Raw genomic sequence first — 25,300 nt, forward strand, 5'->3', positions numbered from 1 at the left:
CAACCGATGCTAGCGACCAATGACCAAAAACGTCAATATATCGACCGAGGCCGGCGCCGACGTCCAGAGCGTAAGCGAAGCCGTTGCGCGCACTCTCAAGCAGGCCCGAAAACAGCAGAACATGACCCTCGACGAACTGTCGCGCCGCGCCGGCGTGAGCAAGGGCATGGTGGTCGAAATCGAGAAATGCGCCGCCAACCCGAGCATCGCCATTCTGTGCAAGATCGCCGCTGCGCTGGGGCTTTCCGTGGCGGACTTCGTCAACGTCGCCGACACACCCGCGGCGCATTTGATCGACAGTCAGGACATTCCCACGTTATGGCACGGCGAGCTCGGTGGATCGGCGCGATTGCTGGCCGGCACCAGCGGGCCGAACATGCTCGAATTGTGGCGCTGGGAGATGTTCCCCGGCGAAAGCTACAGCTCCCCCGGCCACCCGCACGGCACCACCGAACTGTTTCACGTCGAGAAGGGCACGCTGCGGCTCAAGGTTGGCAAGGTTGAACTGATCATCGACCCGGGTTGCTCGGCGGTGGCCAGGACCGATGTGCCGCATGAGTATGCCAATCAGGGGAAATCCAAGCTGGTGTTCATCATGTCGGTGACGGAGATTCATCAGGCGGTTCGACCGTGAGTTATCTATCTGAACACTGATCGTTCCCATGCTCCTGCGTGGGAATGCCTCTTGTGACGTTCTGCGTCACGCTTTGGACGCAGAGCGTCCGGGGCTGCATTCCCACGCGGAGCGTGGGAACGATCATCACGCCTGAGTTCGCCTGGATATCTTGGATCGGCGTAACGTTAAAGGGCAACTCGGTCAGTCTCCTCTCCCTCTGGGAGAGGGTTAGGGTGAGGGCTCTACGCCTGCGTTTGCGCTGTTATTGCGGCTTGGGATGTTCCTGCGAAACCGAGTTCGTCGCGTCCACATCCGCCATGTCTTCATCAACCGGCGCTTCGTCATCGGCCGGCAGCGGCACCTCGGGCTTCTCGCGCGTTGAATCGTGCCCCGCCTCGTTGTCGGTCGTGCGTGTTGCGCCTTGCTGCGACTGATTGCCCGGTGCGTTTTCGTCAATGTCCATGTCTGCTCTCCGTTGAAATTCACAGTGGGTAAAACTGAGAAAAGCATCGGCCGGGCAAGTGCCCAACGCTGGACGAACGGTGCGTTGCCTGGCCGGCAGCCGTCCGCTCAGTTCGATGGAACCGCTGTTTGCTGCGGATTTTCCAATGCACAACCCTCCACGGAGAATCCGCACATGGACACTCTGGTTTCGACCCTCAAGGAGTACGCCGAACCGCTGCCGAATGTTGGCAGTGACGCCTTTGCCGACCTCTTCGACCGCTACGCCGATGCCCAGGTGGTGCTGATCGGTGAAGCCAGCCACGGCACTCACGAATTCTACGAAGCACGCGCGGCGATCACCCGGCATCTGATTGCCCATCATGGTTTCACCATTGTCGCGGTCGAGGCTGACTGGCCGGACGCCGATCAGATTGATCGCTGCGTGCGCGGCCGAGGCCAAGGGGCCTGGCAAGACGCGGCGTTCTCACGCTTCCCGACGTGGATGTGGCGCAACACCGATGTGCAGGCGTTTACCCACTGGTTGCAGCAATACAACCAGGCGCAACCGGCAGAGCGGCGCGTGGAGTTTCGCGGACTCGACGTATACAGCCTGCGCAGTTCGATTCGCGAGGTGCTGGGCTATCTGCAAGACACCGACCCGGCCATGGCCCGCGAAGCACAACAGCGCTACGCCTGCCTGAATCCCTGGCACGATGACCCGGCGCTCTACGGACATTTCACTGAAGTCGGCGGCATGGCCACTTGCGAACGCGCCGTGCTCGAACAACTTCAGGCACTGTTGAATGAACGTCTGAGCCTGATGAAAAACGACGGCGAAGCGCTGTTCAACGCCACCCAGAACGCCCGCGTCGTGCACGCCGCCGAACAATATTATCGGGCGATGTACCGCGGCAGCCGCGAGTCGTGGAACCTGCGCGACCGGCACATGTTCGAGACCCTGCAAGCGTTGCGCACGCGCCAGGCGCATGGGGAAAAAGTGATCGTCTGGGCGCACAACTCGCACATCGGCGATGCCCGCGCCACGCAAATGGGCGACAGCGGCCAACTGACTCTCGGTCAGCTGTGTCGGCAAGCCTTTGGCAAAGACGCGGTGCTGATCGGCATGGGCACCGATCAGGGTAGCGTGGCTGCCGCTGACGACTGGGACGCGCCGATGCAAATCAAAAATGTGCTTCCCGCCCTGCCGCGCAGTTGGGAGCGCGCCTGTGTCGAGGCCGCTTGCCCGATGGCGTTATATGACTGGCGCGCGGCAGATCGCGCCGAGTTGCGCGAAGCTCTCACGCGGCGCCTGCTCGAACGCGCGATCGGGGTGATCTACCGCCCGCAGACCGAACGCCAAAGCCACTACTTCGACGCCACCCTCAGTGAGCAATTCGATGCGTATTTATGGTTCGCGCAGACCACGGCGATTACACCGCTGTCGAGCCCGGCGTCATCGAGTCATGAAGAGGACACGTTTCCGTTCGGGGTGTGAACAGTGGCGGCGTCAGCGATACGAAAAACCTGTGGGAGGGAGCCCGCTCGCGAAAGCGCTGGATCAGACACCACTTTGACAACTGACAGACCGCCATCGTGAGCAGGCTCACTCCTACTCACCGGCGACGTTGAGGTTGAGGCCTGAAATCGGTCTAAAAATCAAAAGCCCCTCACCCTAGCCCTCTCCCAAAGGGAGAGGGGACCGACCGCGGTGGATGCGAGAGCTACGCCGACGTGGGATACCGAGTCGAACACACATTTTGAAAAGCACAAAGATCGGCTCCCTCTCCCTCCGGGAGAGGGCTGGGGTGAGGGGCAAATCCACCGAATATCTCAAGCCATGCGGCGCTTCTAACCACTCAACAATGAGCGTTAGCTCGAGTGCTCCTGATCTTGATCTTGCCTAACCGGCGACATCGGAAGGCTGAGTGGAGGGATCGATCCGGGCGTGGGAGCGCAGCGACCGTCTGGCGCAGCCAGACACAGCGGAAGTAGGTGCAGCGAAGCAAACCGTCGCCGCTGCGCCCGGATCGATCCCGCAGCGAAGGGACCCGAGCCTGCGAGGGCCGAACGCAGGAGCAAGCCTTTTGGGTTACCTTTTTGGCGTTTGAAAAAGGTGACCCGCTGTAAGAGCGGAACCCTAAGCAGCCGTTACCGCAGCAACGGATATGTACCCAAACCCAAACCATTCAACGCCTGAAAGCAAGCCATCGCCAGCAGACAGGCTCCCACAGGGGGGTAGCGCGTTTCTCATTTTCTCGGCCAACCACAATGGCTATCGGTGTGAGCAAAATCTGCTAACGACAAAAGCCCGCTTTCAAAGCGGGCCTTGTTGTACAGCGATACCGATTACTTCTGCTGTGCAGTCAGCGCCGAGTAGCTGTTCATCAGGTTGCGATAGTTGGGGATGCGCTGTGACAGCAGGTTGCCCAAGCCTTCGATATCGTTGCGCCAGTCGCGGTGCAGCTCACAGGCCACCGAGAACCAGTTCATCATTTGTGCGCCGGCCTGGGTCATGCGGCTCCACGCAGCTTGTTGCACGGTGGTGTTGAAGGTCCCCGAAGCATCGGTGACCACGAACACATCAAAACCTTCGGCCAGTGCCGACAGGGTCGGGAACGCTACGCAGACATCAGTGACCACGCCAGCAATGATGATCTGCTTGCGGCCGGTGGCCTTGATCGCTTTGACGAAGTCTTCGTTGTCCCAGGCGTTGATCTGGCCTGGGCGAGCGATGTACGGCGCGTCCGGGAACATCTCTTTCAGTTCCGGGACCAGCGGGCCGTTCGGGCCTTGTTCGAAACTGGTGGTGAGAATGGTCGGCAGGTCGAAGAACTTCGCCAGGTCGGCCAGGGCCAGCACATTGTTCTTGAACTCGTTGGGCGAGAAGTCCTGCACCAGGGAAATCAGACCCGTCTGGTGGTCAACCAGCAGCACGATGGCGTCGTCTTTGTTCAGGCGGTTGTAGGTTGGAGTGGTCATGGTGTGCGTCCCTTTTCAAGTTTGAAGTGTGTTGTTGCGTTCAAGTTGGGTACAGATTACTGACCCATCGAAAAGGGATAAATCGGTTGAAATGCGTTTCACTGTCCACTCCAAACGGACAATGCCTATTCGCTCTGTTCAGCCTCATCCTCTGAAGCCGGCGGCAACGACGCCAGCATTTGCGCGTGACACACCGCAAGAATTTCATCAGCCAGCGCCGAATCATCCGGGCACGCCCGAGACAGCATGACCGCGCCCACCGCTTGCGCCAGCAGTCCGATCATCTTCGAACGCGCCGCGTCCGGCGCTGCTGCGGCGTCAGTCGGGTACTTGGCGCCCAGCGTCTGCAAGGTGCGCTCGATGCCGTCGGCGAACGTGGCTTTCAACTCATCAGGCTGGCGGGCGGCGTCGCCGCAGAGTGCGGCCATGGTGCAGCCGTCGCCACGTCCGTCGCGGTGCTCGCGCGACAGGTAGAGGTCGATGAAGCCTTTGATGTCGAGGGTTTCGGCGGTCGCCAGTGATCGCCCCAGGCTGTTGGCCGAGGCTTCGGCCATCAAATCGGCCTTCGAGCCGAAATGCTTGTAGAAGCCGCCATGGGTGAAACCGGCCGCCGCCATCAGATCAGCCACACCAACGCCGTCAAACCCTCGCTCACGAAACAGCTCGGACGCCGTCTCGACGATGTGTTCACGGTTGGCCTGTGCCTGGGCTTTGCTGACTCGCATGAGCGGTACCTCTTTGCGCTAAAAATCATCCATTGATGATACATAGATGTTGGCCATAATCAAAACCGTTGACAGCTTAGATTTAGGTCATCATCCTAAATCCACTTTCAGCTGTTCCACACTTTCCCCAACCGCTGTCTTCGCAAAGAGATAAATCCATGACCACTCGCCCTGCTGTTCTGATCACTGGCGCTTCCACTGGTATCGGCGCGGTCTACGCCGAACGTTTCGCCCAACGCGGGCATGATCTGGTGCTGGTCGCCCGCGATGCTGCACGCCTCGACACACTGGCGGCCAAACTGCGCAGCGAGCACAGCGTTGCCGTCGATGTAATCCCGGCCGACCTGACCCGACTCAGCGATCTCTCCCCCGTCGAAACGCGCCTGCGTGATGACGCGCGCATTGGCATCCTCGTCAACAATGCCGGGGCGGCGCAGTCCGGCAGCTTTATCGAGCAGAGCACCGACAGCGTGGCCAATCTGGTCGCCCTCAACACCACCGCCCTTGTGCGCCTTGCCAGCGCGATTGCGCCGCGTCTGGCCAAGGCCGGTGAAGGTGCGATCATCAATATCGGTTCGGTGGTCGGATTGGCGCCGGAGTTCGGCATGTCGGTTTACGGCGCGACCAAGGCGTTTGTGCTGTTCCTCTCGCAAGGCCTGAGCCTGGAACTGACGCCGCTGGGCGTGTACGTGCAAGCCGTGCTGCCCGCCGCAACCCGCACGGAAATCTGGGACCGCGCCGGCATCGACATCAACACCCTGAGCGAAATCATGGAAGTCAGCGATCTGGTCGACGCCGCACTGGTCGGTTTCGATCGCCGCGAGCCGGTGACCATTCCACCGCTGCACGAAGGCCAGCGCTGGGATGACCTGCAAACCGCGCGTCAGGGCTTGCTCGGGCAGATTCGTCAGTCCGCGGTTGCCGAGCGTTACCTGCCATGAAAGCTTTTCTTATCGACCGCTACGGTCTACACAACGGGCACATCGGCGACGTCGCCGAGCCCGCGCCTGGGCCTGACGACGTCCTGATCGAGGTCCACGCGGCGAGCGTCAATGTCCTCGATTCGAAGATCCGCCGCGGTGAATTCAAGTTGATTTTGCCGTACGCGATGCCGCTGGTACTGGGCAACGATGTCGCCGGTGTGGTGATCTCGACCGGCGCAGCAGTCACCGCTTTCAAACCCGGTGATGAGGTCTATGCGCGGGTGCCGGAACAGCGCATCGGCACCTTTGCTGAGCGGATCGCGGTGGATCAGCACGCGGTCGCGCACAAGCCTGCCAACCTAAATATGGAACAGGCCGCGGCGATTCCGTTGGTGACGCAGACTGCGTGGCAAGCGCTGGTCGACATTGCACAGTTGCGCGCCGGGCAGAAAGTGTTGATCCATGCCGGTTCCGGCGGTGTCGGCACGGTCGCCATTCAACTGGCCAAACACCTCGGCGCGTTTGTCGCGACCACCACCAGCACGGTGAATGTCGAGTGGGTCAAGGCACTCGGCGCGGACGTGGTGATCGACTATAAACACCAGCGTTTCGAGGATGAGCTGCGCGGTTACGATGTGGTGCTCAACAGCCTCGGTGCCGATGTGCTGGAGCAATCGCTGGAGGTTCTGAAACCCGGCGGTCGGCTGATTTCCATCTCCGGCCCACCCACCGCAGACTTCGCCAAGGCGCAAGGTCTGGCCTGGCCGCTGCGGCAAGTGATGCGCTTGTTGAGCCTGAAGATCCGTCGCCAGGTTCGTCGGCACAACGTCAGTTACAGCTTCCTGTTCATGCGGGCCAACGGCGCGCAGTTGCGCGACATCAGCGCGTTGATCGAGGCCGGCAAGCTGGCGCCGGTGCTGGATCGCAGCTTTGCCTTTGAGTCGACGGCTGAGGCGCTGGCTTATGTCGAACAGGGCCGCGCCAAGGGCAAAGTCGTTGTGCGGATGAAATAGCCGCATGCCTGTCGATGACGTTGCCGGCTACGCCGAAGATTCGCCTGCCAACACACAACCGTTCGGCACAACTGCGCCCGAGAAGGAGCAAACGCCCGCGACCGAGCCGTCAGCCACCCTGCTCGACCCGGCCGCCATCATATGGCGGCCCTTGTTGCTTGAGCCCTGACACGTTGCCCGTCAGGTATTCAACGGCGTTTGCGGCGTATCCGGGTTGAGCTGCCGGCGGCGGAACTGCCCCGGCGGCTGGCCGTGAATCTGCCGGAAACGTCGGGAGAAATACGCCTCGTCGGCAAACCCGCACAGGCGCGCCACCTCGCCCACGGAGCGGGTGCTGTTGAGGAGGAAATTGCGCGCCGCGTGCATCCGCCGTTCGAGCACCAGTTCGGTGAAGGTCTTGCCGATTTCCTTGCGCAGCCAGTGGGTCAGATAGGTCGGTGACAGGTACGTCGCCGCCGCCACTTTGATCAGGTTGAGGTCGGGGTCGGCGATGTTCTTGCGCAGGTATTCGAACATGCGGCTCAGCGCATCGCGTCGGCTGACCTCGGCGGCGTTTTCTTCGGCCAGGCGCTTGAGCGGCTCGGCGTAAAGAAAACACACGCTGCCGATCAACTGCAGCAGCAAGCCCTTGAGCATCTCCCGCGTGCCGAACTGGCGATTCTCGTCGAGGCGGCGCATCTGCTCGATCAGCGCACAGACCCCGGCGAAATCCGCATCCGCGAGAATGAAATCCAGATGCTCCTGAAACCGGAACGGTGACAGCTCCGGCGCCAGCAGGATCGACACTTCTTCGAGGTCCATCGGGTCGCACTGCAAGTGCGGCAACAGAAACGTCTGGGAAAAATTGATGACGATGAAATTGCTCTCTGCCGGGTGCGGAATCACATGCACACGGTGCGGCAGGATGAACGCCAGGGTGTTGCGCGGGAACGGACGCTCGACGTTGCCGATGTGCTGCACGGTGTCGCCGCCGAGGTTGATCTGGATCTGAAAGTATTCGTGGCGATGCGGCGCGGTTTCGGCGCGGCGGCCCTTTTTGTCGCGGATGTAGAAATCGGTCAATTCGCTGCGTTGCTGCATGACGTAGGTGGGAATCCGGTGCGGTAACGACATCGGCTGAGGGTCCTCGGCAGGTACGTGGGGCACGAATCATCTTGCAGGCAAGCCCGCGGCGCAGCAAGCAGTCATACGATGACCTTATGCTCCATGATTTTTTCTCCGCGGAAGCGGCCGTTCGCCTGTCCAAAAAATCTGAAGCCGTGGCAAAACTTATTTCTCTTTATTTTCAACATCTTAAATCGCATATCCGATTGATTCTGAAGCGTTGCACGCAGATTTTTTCTTGGACAGGTTTAAGCGGCGCCCGCGTCATAAGAAAAAACGTTCTAACCCCTGGCTTGATCTGACGAGGTTGTACGACCACTGTAATAGCCAACGCAGCCCAGCCTCCTCCAAAAACAATCAAAGGTGTGCACGTCATGAACCAGCCATTGCCCCTCGCCGACCCTCCCGACCCCGCCGAACCGGCCCGCCGTGAGACGTCCCTGAACGTCTGACGCCGGGCCTTTGTGCCGTCGCTTTGCAGTGCCGATCTGTCTGCCCCGCCGCTCGTGGGCAAGGCCTTCGGCTGCGCGAAAACCTCTCGATCCTTCTAACAATAACGAGGTCCGACCATGTCTAATTCCCATGCTTCTCAAGCCAGTGTGCCGCCGGTGATTGCCGGCGCGCGCGACGCCGTGGTTCCGCAACGCCTGCCCTCGCGGCGGCGCTGGTTCATGTTGTCGCTGTTGCTGATCGCGACCATCATCAACTACATCGACCGGGTCAATATCTCGATCGCCGCACCGTTCATGGCCAAGGATCTGGGCCTGGACAAGATCGAGATGGGCCTGATCTTCTCCGCGTTCGCCTGGACCTATGCGTTGGCGCTGGTGCCGGCCGGGTTCATCGCCGACCGCTTTGGCTCGCGCTTCACCTACGGGGTGTCGCTGATCAGTTGGTCGACGGTCACCGTGTGCCAAGGCTTCGCCACCGGTTTCGCGTCGCTGTTCGGCCTGCGTTTGGCGGTCGGTGCGATGGAAGCCCCGGCGTTTCCGGCCAACAGCCGCGCGGTGACGGTGTGGTTCCCGGCCCGCGAACGCGGACTGGCGAGCAGCATATACGTCTGCGGCCAATACCTCGGCACGGCGCTGTTCACCGGCGCGCTGCTGTGGCTGGCCACCACCTTCGACTGGCGCCACGTGTTCTACAGCACTGGCGCACTGGGCATTGTTTTCGGTGTGTTGTGGCTGTACCTGTATCGCGATCCGCTGAACTGCAAAAAGGTCAGCAAGGCCGAATTGCAGTACATCGAAGCGGGCGGCGGACTGGTCAAAAGCAGTCAGGAACGCACCCGTTTCAACTGGCGGCAGATCGCCGAGCTGTTCAGCTACCGTCAGGTCTGGGCGATCTGCATCGGCAAGTTCGCCAGCACCTCGGCGCTGTACTTCTTCCTGACCTGGTTCCCCACTTACCTCATCGAAGAACGCCACCTGACGATGATCAAGGCCGGGATCTTCGCCGTGTTGCCCTTCGTCGGCGCCACCGTGGGCATCCTCCTCGCCGGGATCGTCTCAGACGGGCTGATCCGCCGGGGCTACTCGATGTCGTTCGCCCGCAAGTTGCCGCTGGTGGTCGGGTCGATGCTGGGCATGTCGATCGTGCTGGTGAATTTCACCGACTCGAACACGTTCTGCATTGCCGTGCTGACCATCGCTTTTTTCGCTCAAGGCATCGCCTCGTCTTCATGGGCGGCGGTCTCGGAAGTCGCGCCGAAGGAGCTGATCGGCCTGACCGGCGGCATCACCAGCCTGGCGGCGAACATCGGCGGCATCGTCACGCCGATCGTGATTGGCGCCATCGTGCATGCCACCGGCTCGTTCGCCTGGGCGTTCTGGTTCATCGGCGGCGTGGCGCTGATCGGCACCCTCTCCTACTCGCTGCTGCTCGGCCGGCTGTACCGCATCGAACTGAAACCGCGCTGAGCGCAACAGCACCGTTTTCTCCAAGCCGAAGCGGCAATCGTCCAACTACATCGACGCGCGCCGCCGTAGGCTGATCTCACACACAGGACCTCACAGGATGAACATGACTGAATACGTTTTCACTCCGGATCTGCCCGCAACCTTGCCGGTGGTGGGCAGCGCGCAACGCTTTCCTGTCGGTCGGGTGTTTTGTGTCGGTCGCAACTACCCCTGGCCGGACAGCCAGGGCCAGTCGCGCCAGCTGCCGGTGTTCTTCATGAAGCCAGCGAGCAATGTCGTCGATGCCGTCGGTGACGTGGCCTACCCGCCGCTGACCGAAGAGTTCGTCCACGAAATCGAACTGGTGGTGGCGATTGGCGAAGGTGGCGCGAACATTCCCGAAAGCCAGGCGCTGGCCTATGTCTGGGGCTACGCCGCCGGGCTCGACCTGACCCGCCGCGACGTGCAACTGGCGGCCAAGAGCAAGGGCCTGCCGTGGGAAGGCGCCAAGGTGTTTGATGGCGCCGCGCCGATAACGGCGATTGTGCCGGTCAGTCGCAGCGGCCATCCCGAGGGCGAGTTGTGGCTCAACGTCAACGGCGAGGAACGTCAGCGTGACAGCCTAGACAACCAGATCTGGTCGGTCAGCGAAGTGATCAGCCGCATCTCTCGTTCGATGGCGTTGCGCGCCGGCGATCTGATCATGACCGGCAGCCCGGCGGGCGTCGATGCGCTGCAGCCCGGCGACCTGATCAGCGCCGGCATCGATGGCATCGGTCAATTGGAAATGCGCGTCGGCGCTCGTCCGCAGTCATTTGCATAAGGAGAACCTCAGCATGTCCATTTCATCTCCGCTAAAAGTTGCGCTGGTCACCGGCGCCGGCAGCGGCATCGGTCGCGCCGTGGCGCTGGGCCTGATGGCCGACGGGTTCACCGTGGTCGCCGCCGGACGCCGAGCGGAACCTTTGCAAGCGCTGGTCGAACTGGCGACAAGCGAAGGCCACCAAGCGCTGGCGGTACCCACCGACGTGCGCGACCCCGCCAGTGTCGACGCGCTGTTCGCCAGCATTGCCGAGGTCTACGGGCGCCTCGACGTGGTGTTCAACAATGCCGGGGTGAATGCCCCTGCCGTGCCGCTGGATGAGCTGACCTTCGAGCAGTGGCGCAACGTCATCGACACCAATCTCAACGGGGTTTTCCTGTGTGCCCGCGGCGCCTTCGGCCTGATGCGCCGCCAGCAGCCACAGGGCGGACGCATCATCAACAACGGTTCGATTTCCGCGCACACGCCACGCCCGTTCAGCAGCGCCTACACCGCGAGCAAACACGCGGTGCTGGGCCTGACCAGATCGCTGGCGCTGGACGGTCGCGAATTCAACATCGCTTGCAGCCAGATCGACATCGGCAATGCGTTGACCGAGATGTCCGAGCGCATGACCCGCGGCGTGCGCCAGGCCAACGGCAGCATCGCCGTCGAGCCGATGGTCGATGTCAAACACGTCGCCGAGGCGGTGCGCTACATCGCTGGCCTGCCGCTGTCGGCCAACGTTCTGAACATGACCGTCATGGCCACTGCCATGCCGTTTGCCGGCCGCGGTTGAGCCGGCCTTTTTATTCGGTAAGTGAGGTTTACATGAAGCCCGAAGTCTTGCAGTTGAGCCCGATCCTGATTCCTGAAATCAACGCCCGTCTCGATGAATTGTTCACCGTCAGACGCTATTTCCAGCAGGCCGACAAAGCCGCCTATTTGCGTGAGCATGGCGCCAATATTCGCGGGGTGATCACCGGCGGGCACACCGGCATCAGCCAGGCCCTGATGGCGCAATTGCCGCGACTGGAAGTGGTGGCGGTCAATGGGGTCGGCACCGATGCGGTCGACCTGGCGTACGCCCGCGATCGTGGTATTCGCGTTACAGCAACCATTGGCGCGCTGACCGAAGACGTCGCCGACCTCGCCATCGGCTTGCTGATCGCCGTGTGCCGTGGCCTGTGCACCAGCGATCGCTACGTGCGCTCGGGCGAGTGGCCGCACAGCCCGACGCCGCTGGCGCCGCTGCCACTGGCGCGACAGGTGTCGGGCATGCGCATCGGCATCGTCGGCATGGGCCGGGTCGGTCGTGCCGTGGCCAGTCGCGCCGCCGCGTTCGGCTGCCCGATCAGTTACACCGATCTGCAGCCGATGAGCGATGTCAGCCACACCTTCGTCGCCAATCTCAAGCAGTTGGCGCGCGACAGCGACGCGCTGATTCTCGCCGCCGCGGCCGACAAGGCTGAAGCGATCATCAACGCCGACGTCCTGCAAGCGTTGGGCAAGGGCGGTTATCTGATCAATGTGGCGCGCGGCAAACTGGTCAATGAAGCGCACCTGCTGGCGGCGCTGACGGCCGGCGAGATCGCCGGGGCCGGGCTGGATGTGTTCGTCGATGAGCCGAATGTGCCAGAAGCCTTGTTCAACAACGAACAGGTGGTGCTGCAACCGCACCGCGCCAGCGCCACCCTGCAGACGCGCACGCGCATGGGCGAAATGGTGGTTGCCAGCCTGCTCGACAGCTTTGCCGGCAAGGTGCCACAGGGGTGTGTCACGGGGTAAGCGCCGGGGCGGAAATGGCAGCCCCTCACCCTAGCCCTCTCCCAAGGGAGAGGGAACCGATCCGGGGATATTGGCGTGTTACGCCGACCTGAGAGAGCGAAGGTGAATCCATAACCGCCAAGCTCGATAATCGACTCGGTGTCGCAGGTCAATGCATGGCCTCAGACACCACGGTCGGCTCCCTCTCCCTCTGGGCGGTCCGACGTTTCGGGAGGGCTGGGGTGAGGGGCTGCGGTTCACACAGATCCAAACCACCTCACAAGGTATAAGAAATCCCCACCTGCACCGTCCGCGGCGCGCCCGGATAGGCGTAGACGTTGCCGAACGCCCCTTCCTCATAATCACGATCGAACAGATTCTTCAGATCAAGGTTGAGCCGGACCTTGTCGTTGACCTTATAAAAGCCCAGCAAATCGACCACCGTGTAGCTGTCCATCGAAAACGCGGTATTGGCGGTTTGCCCGGCGCGTTCGTCGACATACTTGAGCCCGGTGCCGAGGCCCAGGCCTTTGAGGGCGCCGTCCTGGAATTCGTAGACGTTGAGCAGGCTGAAGCTGTTTTGCGGAATGTTCAGCAAGCGGGTGCCGGAGCGGATCGTGTTGTCCTTGGTCACTTCGGCATCGACATAGGCATAGCCGCCGATGACCCGCCACTCCGGGGTCAGGTTGCCGGCGACGTTCAGGTCGAAGCCACGGCTGCGCACCTCGCCTGCGGCGACGCTGAAGGTCGAGTCGACCGGGTCGGTGGTCAGTACGTTGCGTTTTTCGATCTGGTAGATCGCCGCATCCACGCTCAACTGGTGATCCAGCGCCTCCCACTTGAGGCCCATCTCATAGGACTTGCCTTTCTCCGGGGCGAAGCCGCCACCGACGCGGCTGGCGCCGGTGTTGGGTTTGAACGAGCGCGCGGTGTTGGCATAGACCGCGAGGGTTTCGGTCAGATCGTAGGTCACGCCCAGACGCGGGGTCACCGCGTTATCCGCCGCCTGCCAACTCTTGCCGCCCGGCACGTAGGTTTCATAGTCGTGTTCGAAACGCTCGAAGCGCGCCCCGGCCAGCACTTTCAGGCGCTCGGTCAACGCCACCTGATCCTGCACGAAGGCGGCGTAGGTCTTGAGGTTTTCCTTGTCGTGGGTCGGCGTGCGGGTCAGGGCCGGGCGCGGCTGGCCGTAGACCGGATCGAAGATGTCGATCGGGTAGGCACCGACCGCACCGCTGGAGCGCTGGATGATCGACTTGTAGTCGTAGTCTTCGTATTCGATGCCGGTGAGCAAGGTGTGCTGCAGACCGCCGGTGCTGAAGTGCCCGGTCAGATTCAGCTGGGTGTCCTTGTCGGTCCATTCCAGCTTGCGGTAGTTGAAGTTGCGCCCCAGGGTGCGACCGTCAGCAGCGATGCCGTTGGCTTCGATCGCGTTGCCTTTAAGCGAACCGTCGAGCCACTGGAAACCACCGCCCAGGGTCCAGTCGTCGTTGAGCAGGTGCTCGAAACGCAACTGGGCCACGTTGTTGTCATTGTGCAATTTGCCGACGTCTTTCTCACCGAAGAAAGTGTCGCGCGAGGCGGTGCCGATCTGCTTTGGATAGCGCGTCACGCCACGGTCGAGCGGCGCATTGTTGCGCATGAAATCGCCTTCGAAAATCACCTTGGTCGCATCGGTCGCCTGCCAGCTCAGCACCGGCGTGATGCCGTATCGTTCGGTCTCGACGTGGTCGCGAAAGGTATCGCCGCCCTCGCCCACCACATTGAGCCGATAGGCCAGGCGCCCCTCTTCATCGAGCGGCCCGGACGCATCGAGGGTGCCGCGTTGCATGCCTTGATCGTTGAGCTGGCTGCCGAGGGTGACGGTGCGCTCGGCCAGCGGCTGCTTGGACACGACGTTGAAGGTGCCGCCTGGATCGCCGCGGCCGTAGAGCGTGGTGGCCGGGCCGCGCAGCACTTCCAGACGCTCGATGGTGTTGGCGTCGGGCATGTTCGGATAGCCGCGGTTGATCGGGAAACCGTTGCGATAAAACTCGCCGGTGGTGAAGCCGCGCACTGTGAAGGTGGTCAGGCCCTGGCCGCCGAAATTGTTCGCGCGGCCGACGCCGCCGGCGTAATCCAGGGCGTCCTGCAAGCGCGTCGCGCCGATGTCCTCGACCGCATCTTTGGTCACTACGCTGATCGATTGCGCGGTTTCATGGATCGCCGTGTCGGTGCGCGTGGCACTGGCCGAACGCGTCGCGCGATAGCCCTGCACCGGGCCGTCGGCCCGTTCGTAATCTGCCGTGCCGACCACATCGGTGGCGTCCAGCTCAAGCACTGAGGGTGCGTTAACAGCCTGTTCGGCCCACGAAGAAGAAGACAACGCCTGCAGCACGCAAATGGAAAGCAGAGTACGACGCATGAAAAGGAAACCTTTACGAATAGGCCAGAACGGATGGCAGAACTGCCAGCGAAACGGCGCGCATGGTATACCAGAGCAATGCGTAATTGAAACTTATTCTTATTTGTCATGTTGATCAGGATTGCTGACCCAATGGTCTCGAATCAGTGCCCCAGTAGCCGCGTGGTCATCGCCATCGAGGTTTGCAGCGACTGTCCGGTGCGCTGCAACTTGTTCAACAGGCTGGCGCCCAGCCACAGTTGATACAGGGTTTCCGCCAGATGCCGGGCATCGCCCTTGGGCACGCTGCCGTCCGTCTGGCCCTGTTCGAGGCATTCGGTGATGCGCGATACCACGCGCTCGGCGCCATCGCGCAAGGTCAGACGCATCGACTCGGAGAGGTCGGCGACCTCGGCGCTGAGTTTCACCACCAGGCATTCATCGCCGTGGCCTTCGAGGGTGCAGCGGTTCTGCCAGCCCTGCCAGTAATCCATCAGCCGCTCGTAGGCGTTGAGCCCCGGCAGCGTCAGGCGGCGCTCCATGTCGGCGAGGTAGCCGACGAAGTAATCCTCGAGCAGCGCCTGGCCATAGAGTTCTTTGGATTTGAAGTAGTGATAGAACGAGCCCTTGGGCACACCGGCGGTCTGCAGGATCTCGTTGAGGCCAACGCTGGTGAAGCCCTTCTCGGCCATCATCCGGTGGCCGGTGTCGAGCAAGTGTTGGCGGGTGTCGTCGTAGGTCGGTTTCATGGCGCGAATTAGCTGGCAATAGACCAGTCGTATGCTGAGAAGGAAGGCGAGTTTGCCATAACTGCTACCGAAAAAACCAAAGATAAAAAATTACTAGACGACTGGTCTAATTGAGATCTATGCTGCGCTCCGACAAACGATTTCTGCCGGGTGCCAGCGATGGGCGAATCCCTCTCCCACGAAACACCTGACTCACACAAAGGTGCGTTTATGAAAATCCTGATGGTGCTGACCTCTCACGACCAACTGGGCAAGACCGGCAAGAAAACCGGTTTCTGGCTGGAAGAATTCGCCGCCCCCTATTACGCCTTCAAGGACGCCGGTGCCGACGTCACGCTGGTCTCGCCGGCCGGTGGTCAACCACCGCTCGATCCGAAAAGCGACGAGCCCGGCGCGCAGACCGCTGAAACCGATCGCTTCCGCCAGGACCCGGCCGCCCAACAGGCACTGGCAAACACCGGACGCCTGGCCGAGGTCAGCGCAGACGATTTCGATGCGGTGTTCTACCCAGGTGGCCACGGCCCGCTGTGGGATCTGGCCGAGGACAAACACTCGATCGCCCTGATCGAAGCCTTCGACCGCGCCAACAAGCCGCACGGTTTTGTCTGCCACGCACCGGGCGTGCTGCTTCATGTGGTTCGGCCCGACGGCCAGCCAATCGTCAAGGGCCGCAACGTCACCGGTTTTACCAACGCTGAAGAAGCAGCGGTCGGCCTCACCGACGTGGTGCCGTTCTTGATCGAAGACGAGTTCCAGCGTCTGGGCGGTCAATACTCGAAAGTCGCTGATTGGCAGGTACACGTGGTCGCCGACGGGCAACTGGTCACCGGCCAGAACCCGGCCAGCTCCGCCGCCGTCGCCGAGAAACTGCTGAAACTGCTCGGCTAAGTTCGCGCCCAAAACCCAAGAACGCCGTGCGCGGTTAGCCCGGCGTTTTTTTTCAATCGATTAATAGTCGACTGGTCTAATTACTCAAGGTCATTCCATGAAGCACAACCCGTTTTTTACCCCCGTCACCCTTGGCGGTCACACCCTGAAAAACCGTATCGTCCTGCCGCCCCTGACCCGCCAGCGCAGCACGCAACCGGGCAATGTCGCCAACGCGCTGATGGCCGAGTATTACCAGCAGCGTGCCGGCGCCGGCCTGCTGATCACCGAAGGCACGCAGATCGAACCGCGCGGTCAGGGTTACGCGTGGACACCGGGCATCCATACCCCGGAGCAAATCGCCGGTTGGCGTGTAGTCACCGAGGCCGTGCATGACGCTGGCGGGGTGATTTTCGCCCAGTTGTGGCACGTTGGCCGGGTCTCGCACAGCGCGTTGCAACCCGGCGGCGCGGCCCCTGTATCGGCTTCGGCGGTGGCGACCGATCGGGTCAGCGTGTTCATCGAAACCGCGCCCGGCGCCGGTGAGCTGGTCAGCCCTTCGGCCCCGCGCGCACTAAGTACGACAGAAGTTGAAGAACTGGTGCAGCTGTATATCCAGGCTGCGCGCAATGCGATGGACGCCGGTTTCGACGGCATCGAGTTGCACTGCGCCAATGGTTATCTGGTCAATCAATTCATCTCGGCGCACAGCAACCTGCGCGACGATCAATACGGTGGCTCGCTGCACAATCGCCTGCGCTTTCTGCGTGACGTGGTCGCCGGCGTCGCCGAATGCATTGGCAAGAACAAGGTCGGCGTACGCTTCGCGCCGCTGTTCACCACCACTGATGAAGCGCGGACGTATCTGGGCCTGGTCGAAGACGATCCGCACACCACCTACATCGAAGCGATCAAGATTCTTGAGGACGTGGGCATCGCCTATCTGTCCATCGCCGAAGCGGACTGGGACAACGCTCCCGAAATGCCCGTGACTTTCCGTCAGGCCGTGCGCGACACCTTCAGCGGCGCGATCATTTATGCCGGGCGCTATACCGCCGAATCCGGCGCGCGCTTGCTGGAATCCGGCCTGGCGGATCTGGTCGCGTTCGGCCGTCCGTTCATGGTCAACCCTGACCTGCCGGCACGCATCGCCAACGGCTGGCCGCTGAATGCCTTGAACCCGGCGACCGTCTACGGTGGTGGCGCTGAAGGCTATACCGACTACCCGTCATACGGCGGCTAACCCGGCGATCTGTGCACGATTCAGGCACCGCAGGTTTTCGTTCAACAGCGCGCAAATATCTATACACGAGCTACAATCTGTATAAGTATTCACAGCCAAACAACGAATCCCTGGCCGAGCACCCGTTGCTGCTCCTCACCTGAATCCGTGCACATGAACACCACCCATCGGCTCTGTCTGGTGCTGGGCGACCAGTTGTCGTTCGACCTCGCTTGCCTCGCCGATCTCGACCGCGAGCACGACGCTGTGCTGCTGGTCGAGGTCATGGAAGAGGCCACCCATGTCGCCCACCATCCGCAAAAGATCGCGCTGATCTTCAGCGCCATGCGCCACTTCGCCAAGGCCCTGCAAGACCAGGGCATTCGTGTGCATTACGTCACCCTCGACGACCCACAAAACAGCGGCTCGGTGCCCGGCGAACTCAAGCGCTGGCAGGCGCTTTTGCAAGCGCAGCAAGTGCACCTCACTGAATGCGGCGACTGGCGTCTGGAACAATCAGTGAAAGATTGCGGACTGCCCATTCACTGGCACGCGGACCGGCGTTTTCTCTGCTCGCGCGATGAATTCCGCGCCTGGGCCGCCGGGAAAAAACAGCTGCGCATGGAGTACTTCTACCGCGACATGCGTCGCAAAAGCCGCCTGCTGCTCAACGGTGACGGCACCCCGGTCGGCGGCGCCTGGAACTTCGACAGCGACAACCGCAAAGCCCTGCCCAAGGGCGCCAAGCCACCCTACCCCGCGCGCTTTGCCAACGACGCGATCACACACGACGTGTTGGCGCTGGTCGCTGCGCGTTTCGCCAGTCACTACGGCAGCCTCGACGATTTCAATTACCCGGTGACCCACGCCGACGCGCAGTCACTCTGGGCTTGTTTTCTCGACTACGGTCTAGCCGGTTTCGGTGACTATCAGGATGCGATGGCCAGCGACGAGCCGTTCCTGTTCCACGCCCGCATCAGCGCTGCGTTGAACATCGGTCTGCTCGATCTGCGCCAGCTGTGCAGCGACGTCGAATCTGCGTACTGGTCCGGCGCAATCGCGCTGAATGCCGCCGAAGGCTTTATCCGCCAATTGATCGGCTGGCGCGAATACGTGCGTGGCGTGTACTGGCTGAAAATGCCTGAGTACGCCGACGGCAATGTCTTCGCCAATCAGCGTGCCCTGCCGGAGTTCTACTGGACCGGCGCCACGCAAATGAACTGCATGCGCCAGGCCATCGGCCAAAGCCTCCAGCACGCGTACGCCCACCATATTCAGCGACTGATGGTGACCGGCAATTTCGCCCTGCTCGCCGGCATCGCGCCGCGCCAGATCTGCGACTGGTACCTGGCGATTTACATGGACGCGTTCGAATGGGTCGAGTTGCCCAACACCCTCGGCATGGTCATGCATGCCGACGGCGGCTACCTCGGTTCCAAGCCGTACTGCGCCAGCGGCCAGTACATCAACCGAATGTCCGACTACTGCCGCGACTGCGCCTACTCGGTACGCGAAACCACGGCCGACAACGCCTGCCCGTTCAACGCCCTGTACTGGCATTTCCTGATGCGCCACGGCGATCTGCTGCGCGGCAATCAGCGGATGAGCATGATGTACAAAAATCTCGACCGCATGCCGCTGGCCAAACAGCAGGCGCTGTGGCAACGCGGGCAGAGCCTGCTCGAGCGGCTGGATAACGGCGATGCGTTATAGCTGCGCGGCCGTGCAACTTAAATGTGACGCGCCGGGTCAATGCTGACACAGCGTCAGGCTCATGGAGGTTCGTTGCGGCGTGCCGTTCGAATGCTGAGCCGACCATCAATAAGGCATGAGGAGTGGATGTCCTGAAACAGCTTTCTCGCGAGCAGCTCGAATCCGAGGTCACGCGCCTGCGCCTGGCCGTGGAAGCCACCTGCGACGCGGTCTGGGACTGGGATCTGAAGACCGACCGGATCGTCTGGAACGACTCACTGCAACAGGCCTACGGCTACGTCGCCGAGGCCATCGAGCCGACCTGCGACTGGCGTTTTGCGCAGATCCACACTCAAGACCGTGGCCGAGTGACCACCTCGATTCGCTCGGCAATCGACGGCACAGGCACCACCTGGAGCGCCGAGTACCGCTTTCGCTGCCACGACGGTTCCTACGCCGAAGTCCTCGATCGCGGTCATTTGATCCGCGACGCCGCCGGCCAGCCCGAGCGGATGATTGGCGCGATGCTCGACCTGACCCGCTCGCGCAGCGCGGAAAATGCACTGCGCCTGAGCGAAGAACGCTTCAGCACAATCCTCGAAACCATCGAAGCGGCGTTTGCCATCGTCAAGGTCAAATTCGATGCCGACGACCAGCCGATCGATTATTTCTTCGTCGAAGCCAACCCGGCGTTCGAGCGTCAGGCCGGGGTCAATCTACGCGGCAAATGGGTCACCGAGTTTGCACCGAACCTGGAACGGTTCTGGTTCGAGACCTACGGCCATGTGGCGAAAACCGGTGAACCGGCCAACTTCGAAAACTATGCCAATACCTTCGAACGCTGGTTCGACGTGCGCGCCGTGCGTGTTGGCGAGCCGGCCGATCGGCAGATCGCAATTCTGTTCAATGACGTCACCGAACGCCGCAATGCCCAGGAACGGCTGCGCGTCAGCGAGGCCGTGGCCCGCGAAAACATTGAGCGTGTGCAACTGGCCCTCGCCGCCGGCGCGATCATCGGCACCTGGCACTGGCACCTGCCCTCCGATGGTTTTTCCGTCGATGAAGCCTTCGCCCGGGTGTTCAATCTCGACCCGGCGCTGGGCCGCGATGGCCTGAGCCTTGAGCAGATAGTCATCAGCGTCCACCCCGACGACCGTGACGGACTGATCGCTGCGATCAACGAAGTGATCGCCCGTGGCGGTGCCTATTCGCATCAGTACCGCGTGTGCGGCGCCGACGGCAAATACACCTGGATCGAAGCCAATGGCCGCGTCGAATGCGCCGAGGACGGAACGCCGCTGCGTTTTCCCGGGGTGCTCATCGATGTCGAAGAGCGGCGCAATGTCGAGGCCGAGCGCGACCGCGCCACCGCCGCTCTGCGCGCACTCAATGACACCCTCGAACAACGGGTCTCGGCACGCACCGCCGAGCTGATGCAGGCCGAAGAAAAGCTGCGCCAATCGCAAAAAATGGAAGCGGTCGGTCAGCTCACCGGCGGCCTCGCCCATGACTTCAATAACCTGCTCGCGGGGATTTGCGCCTCGCTTGAGCTGGTCGACAAAAGGGTCAGTCAAGGTCGACTGCAGGACATCGGCAAGTACATGGAAATCGCTCAGGACGCAGCCAAGCGGGCGGCCGCCCTGACCCATCGACTGCTGGCATTCTCCAGGCGTCAGACCCTCGATCCACGACCGACAGAAGTCAACGCGCTGATCGCCGGCATGAGCGAATTGATCCAGCGTACCGTCGGACCGAGCATTCGCCTGAAAACCGTGGTCGCCGCCGATCTGTGGCCGGCGCTGGTCGATGCCAGCCAACTGGAAAACGCCCTGCTCAACCTGTGCATCAACGCCCGCGATGCCATGCCCGATGGCGGGCGCATCATCGTCGAAACCGCCAATCGTACGCTCGATGCCGAAGCCGCGCGGGCGCTGGACATGCCCGCCGGTCAGTACCTGTGCCTGTGCGTCACCGACACCGGTACCGGCATGAGCGCCGAAGTCATGGCCAAGGCTTTCGATCCGTTTTTCACCACCAAGCCATTGGGTCAAGGCACCGGGCTGGGGCTGTCGATGATCTACGGTTTCACCAAGCAATCCGGCGGTCAGGTGCGGGTGCAGTCGCAGGTCGGCCAAGGCACCGAAATGTGCATTTACCTGCCGCGTTATCGCGGCGCGGCGCAACGCAATAATGACGACGCGCAGAGCACCAGCACGCCGTTTGCCAAGGCCAGCGAGACCATCCTGATCGTTGACGACGAGCCGTCGGTGCGCCTGCTGCTCAAGGACATTCTCAAAGACCTCGGCTACAACCTGCTCGAAGCGGCGGACAGCCTCGAAGGGCTTGAAGTGCTGCGTTCCGGCGCGAAGATCGATCTGTTGATCACCGACGTCGGCCTGCCGGGCGGCATGAACGGTCGGCAGATGGCCGATGCCGGACGGCAAATCCGCCCGCAGCTGAAAACCCTGTTCATCACCGGCTACGCGGAAAACTCGGTGATCGGCAATGGCCAGCTCGGGCCGGGCATGCAGGTATTGACCAAACCCTTTGCGGTCGACACGTTGGTGTCACGGGTCAGTGGGCTGATGGCCGCACCCTTCGAGTGAGGGTTCACCGCGGTACGCAGCGAAGCCGTTGCGTCCGGCGGCTTTGGCTTGATACAGCGCCTGATCGGCGGATTCGATCAGGCTTTGCACGGCATCCAGTTGCGCCCCCTGCCCTGCGGCAACGCCGATGCTCACGCTGACCCGGGCCAGTGGGCTGGAGGGATGCGGCAGATGTTCCTGCCTGAGGCGATCAACGAGCAGTTGCGCCACCACCGCCGCACCCTCCGCGTCGGTGTCGGGCATGATCACCGCGAACTCTTCGCCGCCGTAGCGCGCGACCAGATCCGACGGTCGCCGCACCGAGTCTTCCAGCAGTTTGCCGACTGCCTGCAGGCACGCGTCGCCAGCGACATGCCCGAGCGCATCGTTGTACAGCTTGAAGTAATCCAGATCGATCATCAGCAAGGCCAGCGAGCCGCCGTCACGCTGGGCCCGACGCGCTTCGGTGGCGAGCGTCTGATCGAAACAGCGACGGTTCGCCAGCGCGGTCAGCGCATCCTTCATCGCCAGCAATTCCAGTTGTCGATTGGAGCCGAGCAACTGCTGCTGGGCGATCCGCAACTCTTCTTCGATCTGGGTGCGCCGACGAATATCGCGATACAAAAACCAGCCGATGATACCGGTCAGCCCCAACAGGCTGGCGACCACCACCGCGGACAGCAAGGCCTCCGTGCGCCACGCCGCGAGGGCTTCATGTTTGCCGAGGGCGACCGTGGTGATCAACGGCAGTTTCTGGCTTTTGCGAAACGCATAGAGGCGTTCGACGCCGTCCAGGCTGGAGGTAAACGACGCGGTGCCCACCGAACGCTCAACCAGATATTTGGCGTAGATCGGCGATTTGGAAAAGTTGCGGCCCATGTCCTGCTCGCGGAACGGGTAGCGCACCAGCAGCGTGCCGTCGGTGTACGACAGGCCGATCGCGCCGTCCTGACCGACATCGAGTTTGCCAAACAGACGCAAAAAGTTCTGCACGCCCAGCGTCACCGCGACCACCCCGGCGAACGCGCCCTGATCGTCATTGAAGCGGCGGCTGACGGTGATCACCCACTCGTCATTGCTGCGGCTGCGGATCGGCGGGCCGATGAACGTCTCACGGCTCGGATCGTCGCGATGATGAATGAAATAGGCGCGGTCGCTGCTGTCGGCGCCCTGGGGAATCGGCCGGTTGGATGACATCAGCCAATGGCCGTGGCGGTCGTAAATGGTGATGCCGCTCAGTTGCGGCATCAGCGGTTGTTGATGGTTGATCAACGTGCGCAAGCGCTCGATGTGTGCCGGGCCGCTGCCTTCGGTTTCCAGGCGCTCGACCAGGCCGAGCAACAACAGCGAACTCTGGCGGACGATGCCTTCGGAATAGGTCGCCAGTGCTTGCGTAAGGTTCAGGCTGTGGACGTCGATTTCTTCCAGCGCACGCTCGCGCGAAGCGAGGACTTTCCAGATGGTCAGGGACGCCAGGGAACAGCCGATCACCAGTAACAGGAGGATGACGAGGTGGGTATCACGCTTCACGAAAGTACCTTATGGAAAGTCCGGTTTCCCGTTCCTGCCGTCAGCGGACCGAGGCCCTGACAGCGACCGTATGTCCTCGGCTGGGGCAAGGATACAAGCAGTCCAGGCAACGCGCAGCATCATCCTGCGCAATATCCTGTAGGAGCTTGCCTGCAAGCGATGGCTTTCTTTCAGGCGGTGAGTTTTGGGTACATATCCGTTGCTGCGGTGATGGCGACTTAGGGTTTCGCCCTTACGGCGAGTCCCTTTTTCAAACGCCAAAAAGGAACCAAAAGGCTTTGCTCCTGCGTTCGGCCCTCGCAGGCTCGGGTCCCTTCGCTGCGGGATCGATCCTGGCGCAGCGGCTACGGTTTGCTGCGCTGCACCTACTTCCGCTGTGTACGACTGCGTCGTACGGTCGCTGCGCTCCCACGCCCGGATCAATCCCTCCACTCAGCCTTCCGATGTCGCTGGTCAGGCAAGATCAAGAGCACTCGAGCTAACGCTCATTGTTGAGTGGTTAGAAGCGCCGTATGGCTTGAGATCTTCAGTGGATTCGCCCCTCACCCCAGCCCTCTCCCGGAGGGAGAGGGAGCCGATCTGCGTTGGCTTCGAAAATCGCGTACGACTCGGTATCACATGTTGGCGTATGCCTTCCAATCACCACGATCAGTCCCCTCTCCCTCCGGGAGAGGGCTAGGGTGAGGGGCTGTTGATTTTCAAAAGTCGCATTCAGCTCGATATCGCACGTCGGCGCATCTCTTACATCCACCACGGTCAGTCCCCTCTCCCTCCGGGAGAGGGTTAGGGTGAGGGGCTGTTGATTTTCAAAAGTCGCATTCAGCTCGATATCGCACGTCGGCGCATCTCTTACATCCACCACGGTCAGTCCCCTCTCCCTACGGGCGGTCCGACGTTTCGGGAGGGTTAGGGTGAGGGCTGTTGATTTTCAAAAGTCGCATTCAGCTCGATATCGCACGTCGGCGCATCTCTTACATCCACCACAGTCAGTCCCCTCTCCCTACGGGCGGTCCGACGTTTCGGGAGGGTTAGGGTGAGGGGCTTTCGATTTTCGCGTTTTGGCGCTCGTCGCCCGAATGGCGCTGCCCACGCAATGCGACGATGTCGCGCTTGGGCGCGGCGCCGAACAGTCGGCTGTATTCGCGGCTGAACTGCGACGGGCTTTCATAGCCGACCTTGAAGGCGGCGCTGGAGGCATCCTGCTGTTCGTTGAGCATCAGTCGCCGCGCTTCGGTCAGGCGTAGCCACTTTTGATATTGCAACGGGCTCATCGTCGTCAGTTGGCGGAAATGATGGTGGAAGGTCGGCGCACTCATCTGCACCCGCGCGGCCAGTTCCTCGACTCGCAACGGCGAGGTGTAGTTGATTTTCAGCCAGTCGATGGCTTTGGCGATGCGGTAACCCTGCCCGTCGACCGCAGTGATCTTGCGCAACCGCAGCGCCTGATCGCTTTGCAGCAGGCGGAAGTGGATCTCGCGCTGGATCAACGGCGCCAGCACCGCGATTGCCTCCGGCTCGTCGAGCAGTGCGAGCAAGCGTTGGAACGCCAGCAGCATCGGCTGGGTGACCGAGCCGATACCGACGCTCTTGCGCTCGGCGCCGTCGCGGTATGACGGTGGCTCACTGTGCGCGGCCAGCTCAGCAAGCATTTGCACATCGAGCTTGAACGACAGGCCCAGGCAGGGCCGCTCGGGGCTGGCCTGCAATACTTCGGAATTGGCCGGCAGGTCCAGTGAGGTCAGCAGGAATCGTGAGGTGTCGTACATGAAACCTTCGCCGCCCACCCACAGTTTTTTCTCGCCCTGCGCTACCAGAATCACGCTGGGTTCGACCATGCACACCAGCGGCGACGAGGGTTGCTCGCGGCGGAAAAAACCGAGCCCGGCAATCGCCGTGGGGAAATCGCCTGGTACCTCGGCATGGGCGCCGATGGTCTGCGCCAGCTCGGCTTGCAGCGATAAATAGGGGGGAAGTGTCATCGTCATAGGGTTCCGTTACCTC

General features: G+C 61.8%; 21 protein-coding genes. 13 read left to right on the forward strand and 8 right to left on the reverse strand.

What is annotated here, in order from left to right; all coding sequences use genetic code 11:
* Positions 1 to 19: 19 nt before the first annotated feature.
* Positions 20 to 634: a helix-turn-helix domain-containing protein gene (locus BLU52_RS13715; protein WP_090284011.1), complete on the forward strand. Its 615-nt coding sequence runs from the start codon at positions 20 to 22 to the stop codon at positions 632 to 634.
* A 244-nt stretch (positions 635 to 878) separates the two neighbouring features.
* Here BLU52_RS13715 and BLU52_RS13720 read toward each other — a convergent pair whose 3' ends face one another.
* Positions 879 to 1,079, reverse strand: a complete 201-nt coding sequence (locus tag BLU52_RS13720; protein WP_090284013.1) for a hypothetical protein — start codon at positions 1,077 to 1,079, stop codon at positions 879 to 881.
* Between the two features lie 174 nt (positions 1,080 to 1,253).
* Here BLU52_RS13720 and BLU52_RS13725 point away from each other — a divergent pair, with 174 nt between their 5' ends.
* Positions 1,254 to 2,555, forward strand: coding sequence for an erythromycin esterase family protein (locus BLU52_RS13725; RefSeq protein WP_090284015.1), 1,302 nt, complete (start codon positions 1,254 to 1,256; stop codon positions 2,553 to 2,555).
* A gap of 851 nt (positions 2,556 to 3,406) precedes the next feature.
* On the opposite strand, the gene ycaC is transcribed toward BLU52_RS13725, so the two are convergent.
* Together ycaC and BLU52_RS13735 are read right to left on the reverse strand one after the other, a co-directional pair.
* Positions 3,407 to 4,039: an isochorismate family cysteine hydrolase YcaC gene (ycaC, locus tag BLU52_RS13730; protein WP_090284017.1), complete on the reverse strand. Its 633-nt coding sequence runs from the start codon at positions 4,037 to 4,039 to the stop codon at positions 3,407 to 3,409.
* Positions 4,040 to 4,164: 125 nt separating this feature from the next.
* Positions 4,165 to 4,764, reverse strand: coding sequence for a TetR/AcrR family transcriptional regulator (locus BLU52_RS13735; RefSeq protein ID WP_090284019.1), 600 nt, complete (start codon positions 4,762 to 4,764; stop codon positions 4,165 to 4,167).
* A gap of 158 nt (positions 4,765 to 4,922) precedes the next feature.
* On the opposite strand from BLU52_RS13735, the gene BLU52_RS13740 reads away from it, so the two are divergent.
* Genes BLU52_RS13740 through BLU52_RS26700 form a run of 3 tightly spaced genes read left to right on the forward strand, consistent with a single transcriptional unit; the run spans position 4,923 to position 6,869 of the window.
* On the forward strand, positions 4,923 to 5,705 hold the full coding sequence (locus BLU52_RS13740; RefSeq protein ID WP_090284021.1) for an SDR family NAD(P)-dependent oxidoreductase: 783 nt from the start codon (positions 4,923 to 4,925) through the stop codon (positions 5,703 to 5,705).
* A complete protein-coding gene (locus BLU52_RS13745; protein ID WP_090284023.1) occupies positions 5,702 to 6,700 on the forward strand; it encodes an NADP-dependent oxidoreductase in 999 nt (332 codons plus the stop codon). Before BLU52_RS13740 ends, BLU52_RS13745 begins: the two co-directional genes overlap by 4 nt.
* A gap of 4 nt (positions 6,701 to 6,704) precedes the next feature.
* Positions 6,705 to 6,869, forward strand: a complete 165-nt coding sequence (locus BLU52_RS26700) for a hypothetical protein (RefSeq protein WP_157720702.1) — start codon at positions 6,705 to 6,707, stop codon at positions 6,867 to 6,869.
* A gap of 11 nt (positions 6,870 to 6,880) precedes the next feature.
* On the opposite strand, the gene BLU52_RS13750 is transcribed toward BLU52_RS26700, so the two are convergent.
* Positions 6,881 to 7,813 (reverse strand): helix-turn-helix transcriptional regulator, encoded by a 933-nt coding sequence (locus tag BLU52_RS13750; protein ID WP_090284025.1) that lies wholly within the window; start codon positions 7,811 to 7,813, stop codon positions 6,881 to 6,883.
* A 560-nt stretch (positions 7,814 to 8,373) separates the two neighbouring features.
* Between BLU52_RS13750 and BLU52_RS13755 the strand changes: the two genes are divergently transcribed.
* The 4 genes from BLU52_RS13755 (at position 8,374) to BLU52_RS13770 (ending at position 12,292) form a co-directional block, all read left to right on the forward strand.
* On the forward strand, positions 8,374 to 9,723 hold the full coding sequence (locus tag BLU52_RS13755; RefSeq protein WP_090284027.1) for an MFS transporter: 1,350 nt from the start codon (positions 8,374 to 8,376) through the stop codon (positions 9,721 to 9,723).
* Positions 9,724 to 9,820: 97 nt separating this feature from the next.
* Positions 9,821 to 10,525, forward strand: coding sequence for a fumarylacetoacetate hydrolase family protein (locus BLU52_RS13760; protein WP_090284029.1), 705 nt, complete (start codon positions 9,821 to 9,823; stop codon positions 10,523 to 10,525).
* A gap of 19 nt (positions 10,526 to 10,544) precedes the next feature.
* On the forward strand, positions 10,545 to 11,303 hold the full coding sequence (locus BLU52_RS13765) for an SDR family oxidoreductase (RefSeq protein WP_090288557.1): 759 nt from the start codon (positions 10,545 to 10,547) through the stop codon (positions 11,301 to 11,303).
* Positions 11,304 to 11,335: 32 nt separating this feature from the next.
* Entirely contained in the window at positions 11,336 to 12,292 is a 957-nt protein-coding gene (locus tag BLU52_RS13770; protein ID WP_090284030.1) for a 2-hydroxyacid dehydrogenase, read from the forward strand.
* Between the two features lie 256 nt (positions 12,293 to 12,548).
* Here BLU52_RS13770 and BLU52_RS13775 read toward each other — a convergent pair whose 3' ends face one another.
* Together BLU52_RS13775 and BLU52_RS13780 are read right to left on the reverse strand one after the other, a co-directional pair.
* Entirely contained in the window at positions 12,549 to 14,675 is a 2,127-nt protein-coding gene (locus tag BLU52_RS13775) for a TonB-dependent siderophore receptor (RefSeq protein WP_090284032.1), read from the reverse strand.
* Between the two features lie 143 nt (positions 14,676 to 14,818).
* On the reverse strand, positions 14,819 to 15,403 hold the full coding sequence (locus BLU52_RS13780) for a TetR/AcrR family transcriptional regulator (protein ID WP_090284034.1): 585 nt from the start codon (positions 15,401 to 15,403) through the stop codon (positions 14,819 to 14,821).
* A gap of 210 nt (positions 15,404 to 15,613) precedes the next feature.
* On the opposite strand from BLU52_RS13780, the gene BLU52_RS13785 reads away from it, so the two are divergent.
* The 4 genes from BLU52_RS13785 to BLU52_RS13800 all read left to right on the forward strand — a co-directional run bounded on the left by BLU52_RS13785 (position 15,614) and on the right by BLU52_RS13800 (position 21,790).
* The gene (locus BLU52_RS13785) at positions 15,614 to 16,291 is read left to right on the forward strand and encodes a type 1 glutamine amidotransferase domain-containing protein (RefSeq protein ID WP_090284036.1); all 678 of its coding nucleotides are present in this window, start codon (positions 15,614 to 15,616) and stop codon (positions 16,289 to 16,291) included.
* Positions 16,292 to 16,388: 97 nt separating this feature from the next.
* Positions 16,389 to 17,513, forward strand: a complete 1,125-nt coding sequence (locus tag BLU52_RS13790) for an alkene reductase (protein WP_090284038.1) — start codon at positions 16,389 to 16,391, stop codon at positions 17,511 to 17,513.
* 153 nt (positions 17,514 to 17,666) lie between these two features.
* Positions 17,667 to 19,205: a cryptochrome/photolyase family protein gene (locus BLU52_RS13795; RefSeq protein WP_090284039.1), complete on the forward strand. Its 1,539-nt coding sequence runs from the start codon at positions 17,667 to 17,669 to the stop codon at positions 19,203 to 19,205.
* 122 nt (positions 19,206 to 19,327) lie between these two features.
* Complete coding sequence (locus tag BLU52_RS13800; protein ID WP_090284041.1) at positions 19,328 to 21,790, forward strand: PAS domain-containing protein; 2,463 nt, start codon at positions 19,328 to 19,330, stop codon at positions 21,788 to 21,790.
* Here BLU52_RS13800 and BLU52_RS13805 read toward each other — a convergent pair.
* Together BLU52_RS13805 and BLU52_RS13815 are read right to left on the reverse strand one after the other, a co-directional pair.
* Positions 21,752 to 23,299, reverse strand: coding sequence for a sensor domain-containing diguanylate cyclase (locus BLU52_RS13805; RefSeq protein ID WP_090284043.1), 1,548 nt, complete (start codon positions 23,297 to 23,299; stop codon positions 21,752 to 21,754). The two genes, BLU52_RS13800 and BLU52_RS13805, sit on opposite strands and share 39 nt — an antisense overlap.
* Before the next feature lie 1,028 nt (positions 23,300 to 24,327).
* Positions 24,328 to 25,278 carry an AraC family transcriptional regulator gene (locus tag BLU52_RS13815; protein WP_408003535.1) on the reverse strand — a complete coding sequence of 317 codons (951 nt, stop codon included), beginning with the start codon at positions 25,276 to 25,278 and terminating at the stop codon, positions 24,328 to 24,330.
* Between the last annotated feature and the right edge of the window lie 22 nt (positions 25,279 to 25,300).

Origin of the sequence: Pseudomonas granadensis (genome assembly GCF_900105485.1) — a bacterium.
Classification (GTDB): Bacteria; Pseudomonadota; Gammaproteobacteria; order Pseudomonadales; family Pseudomonadaceae; genus Aquipseudomonas; species Aquipseudomonas granadensis.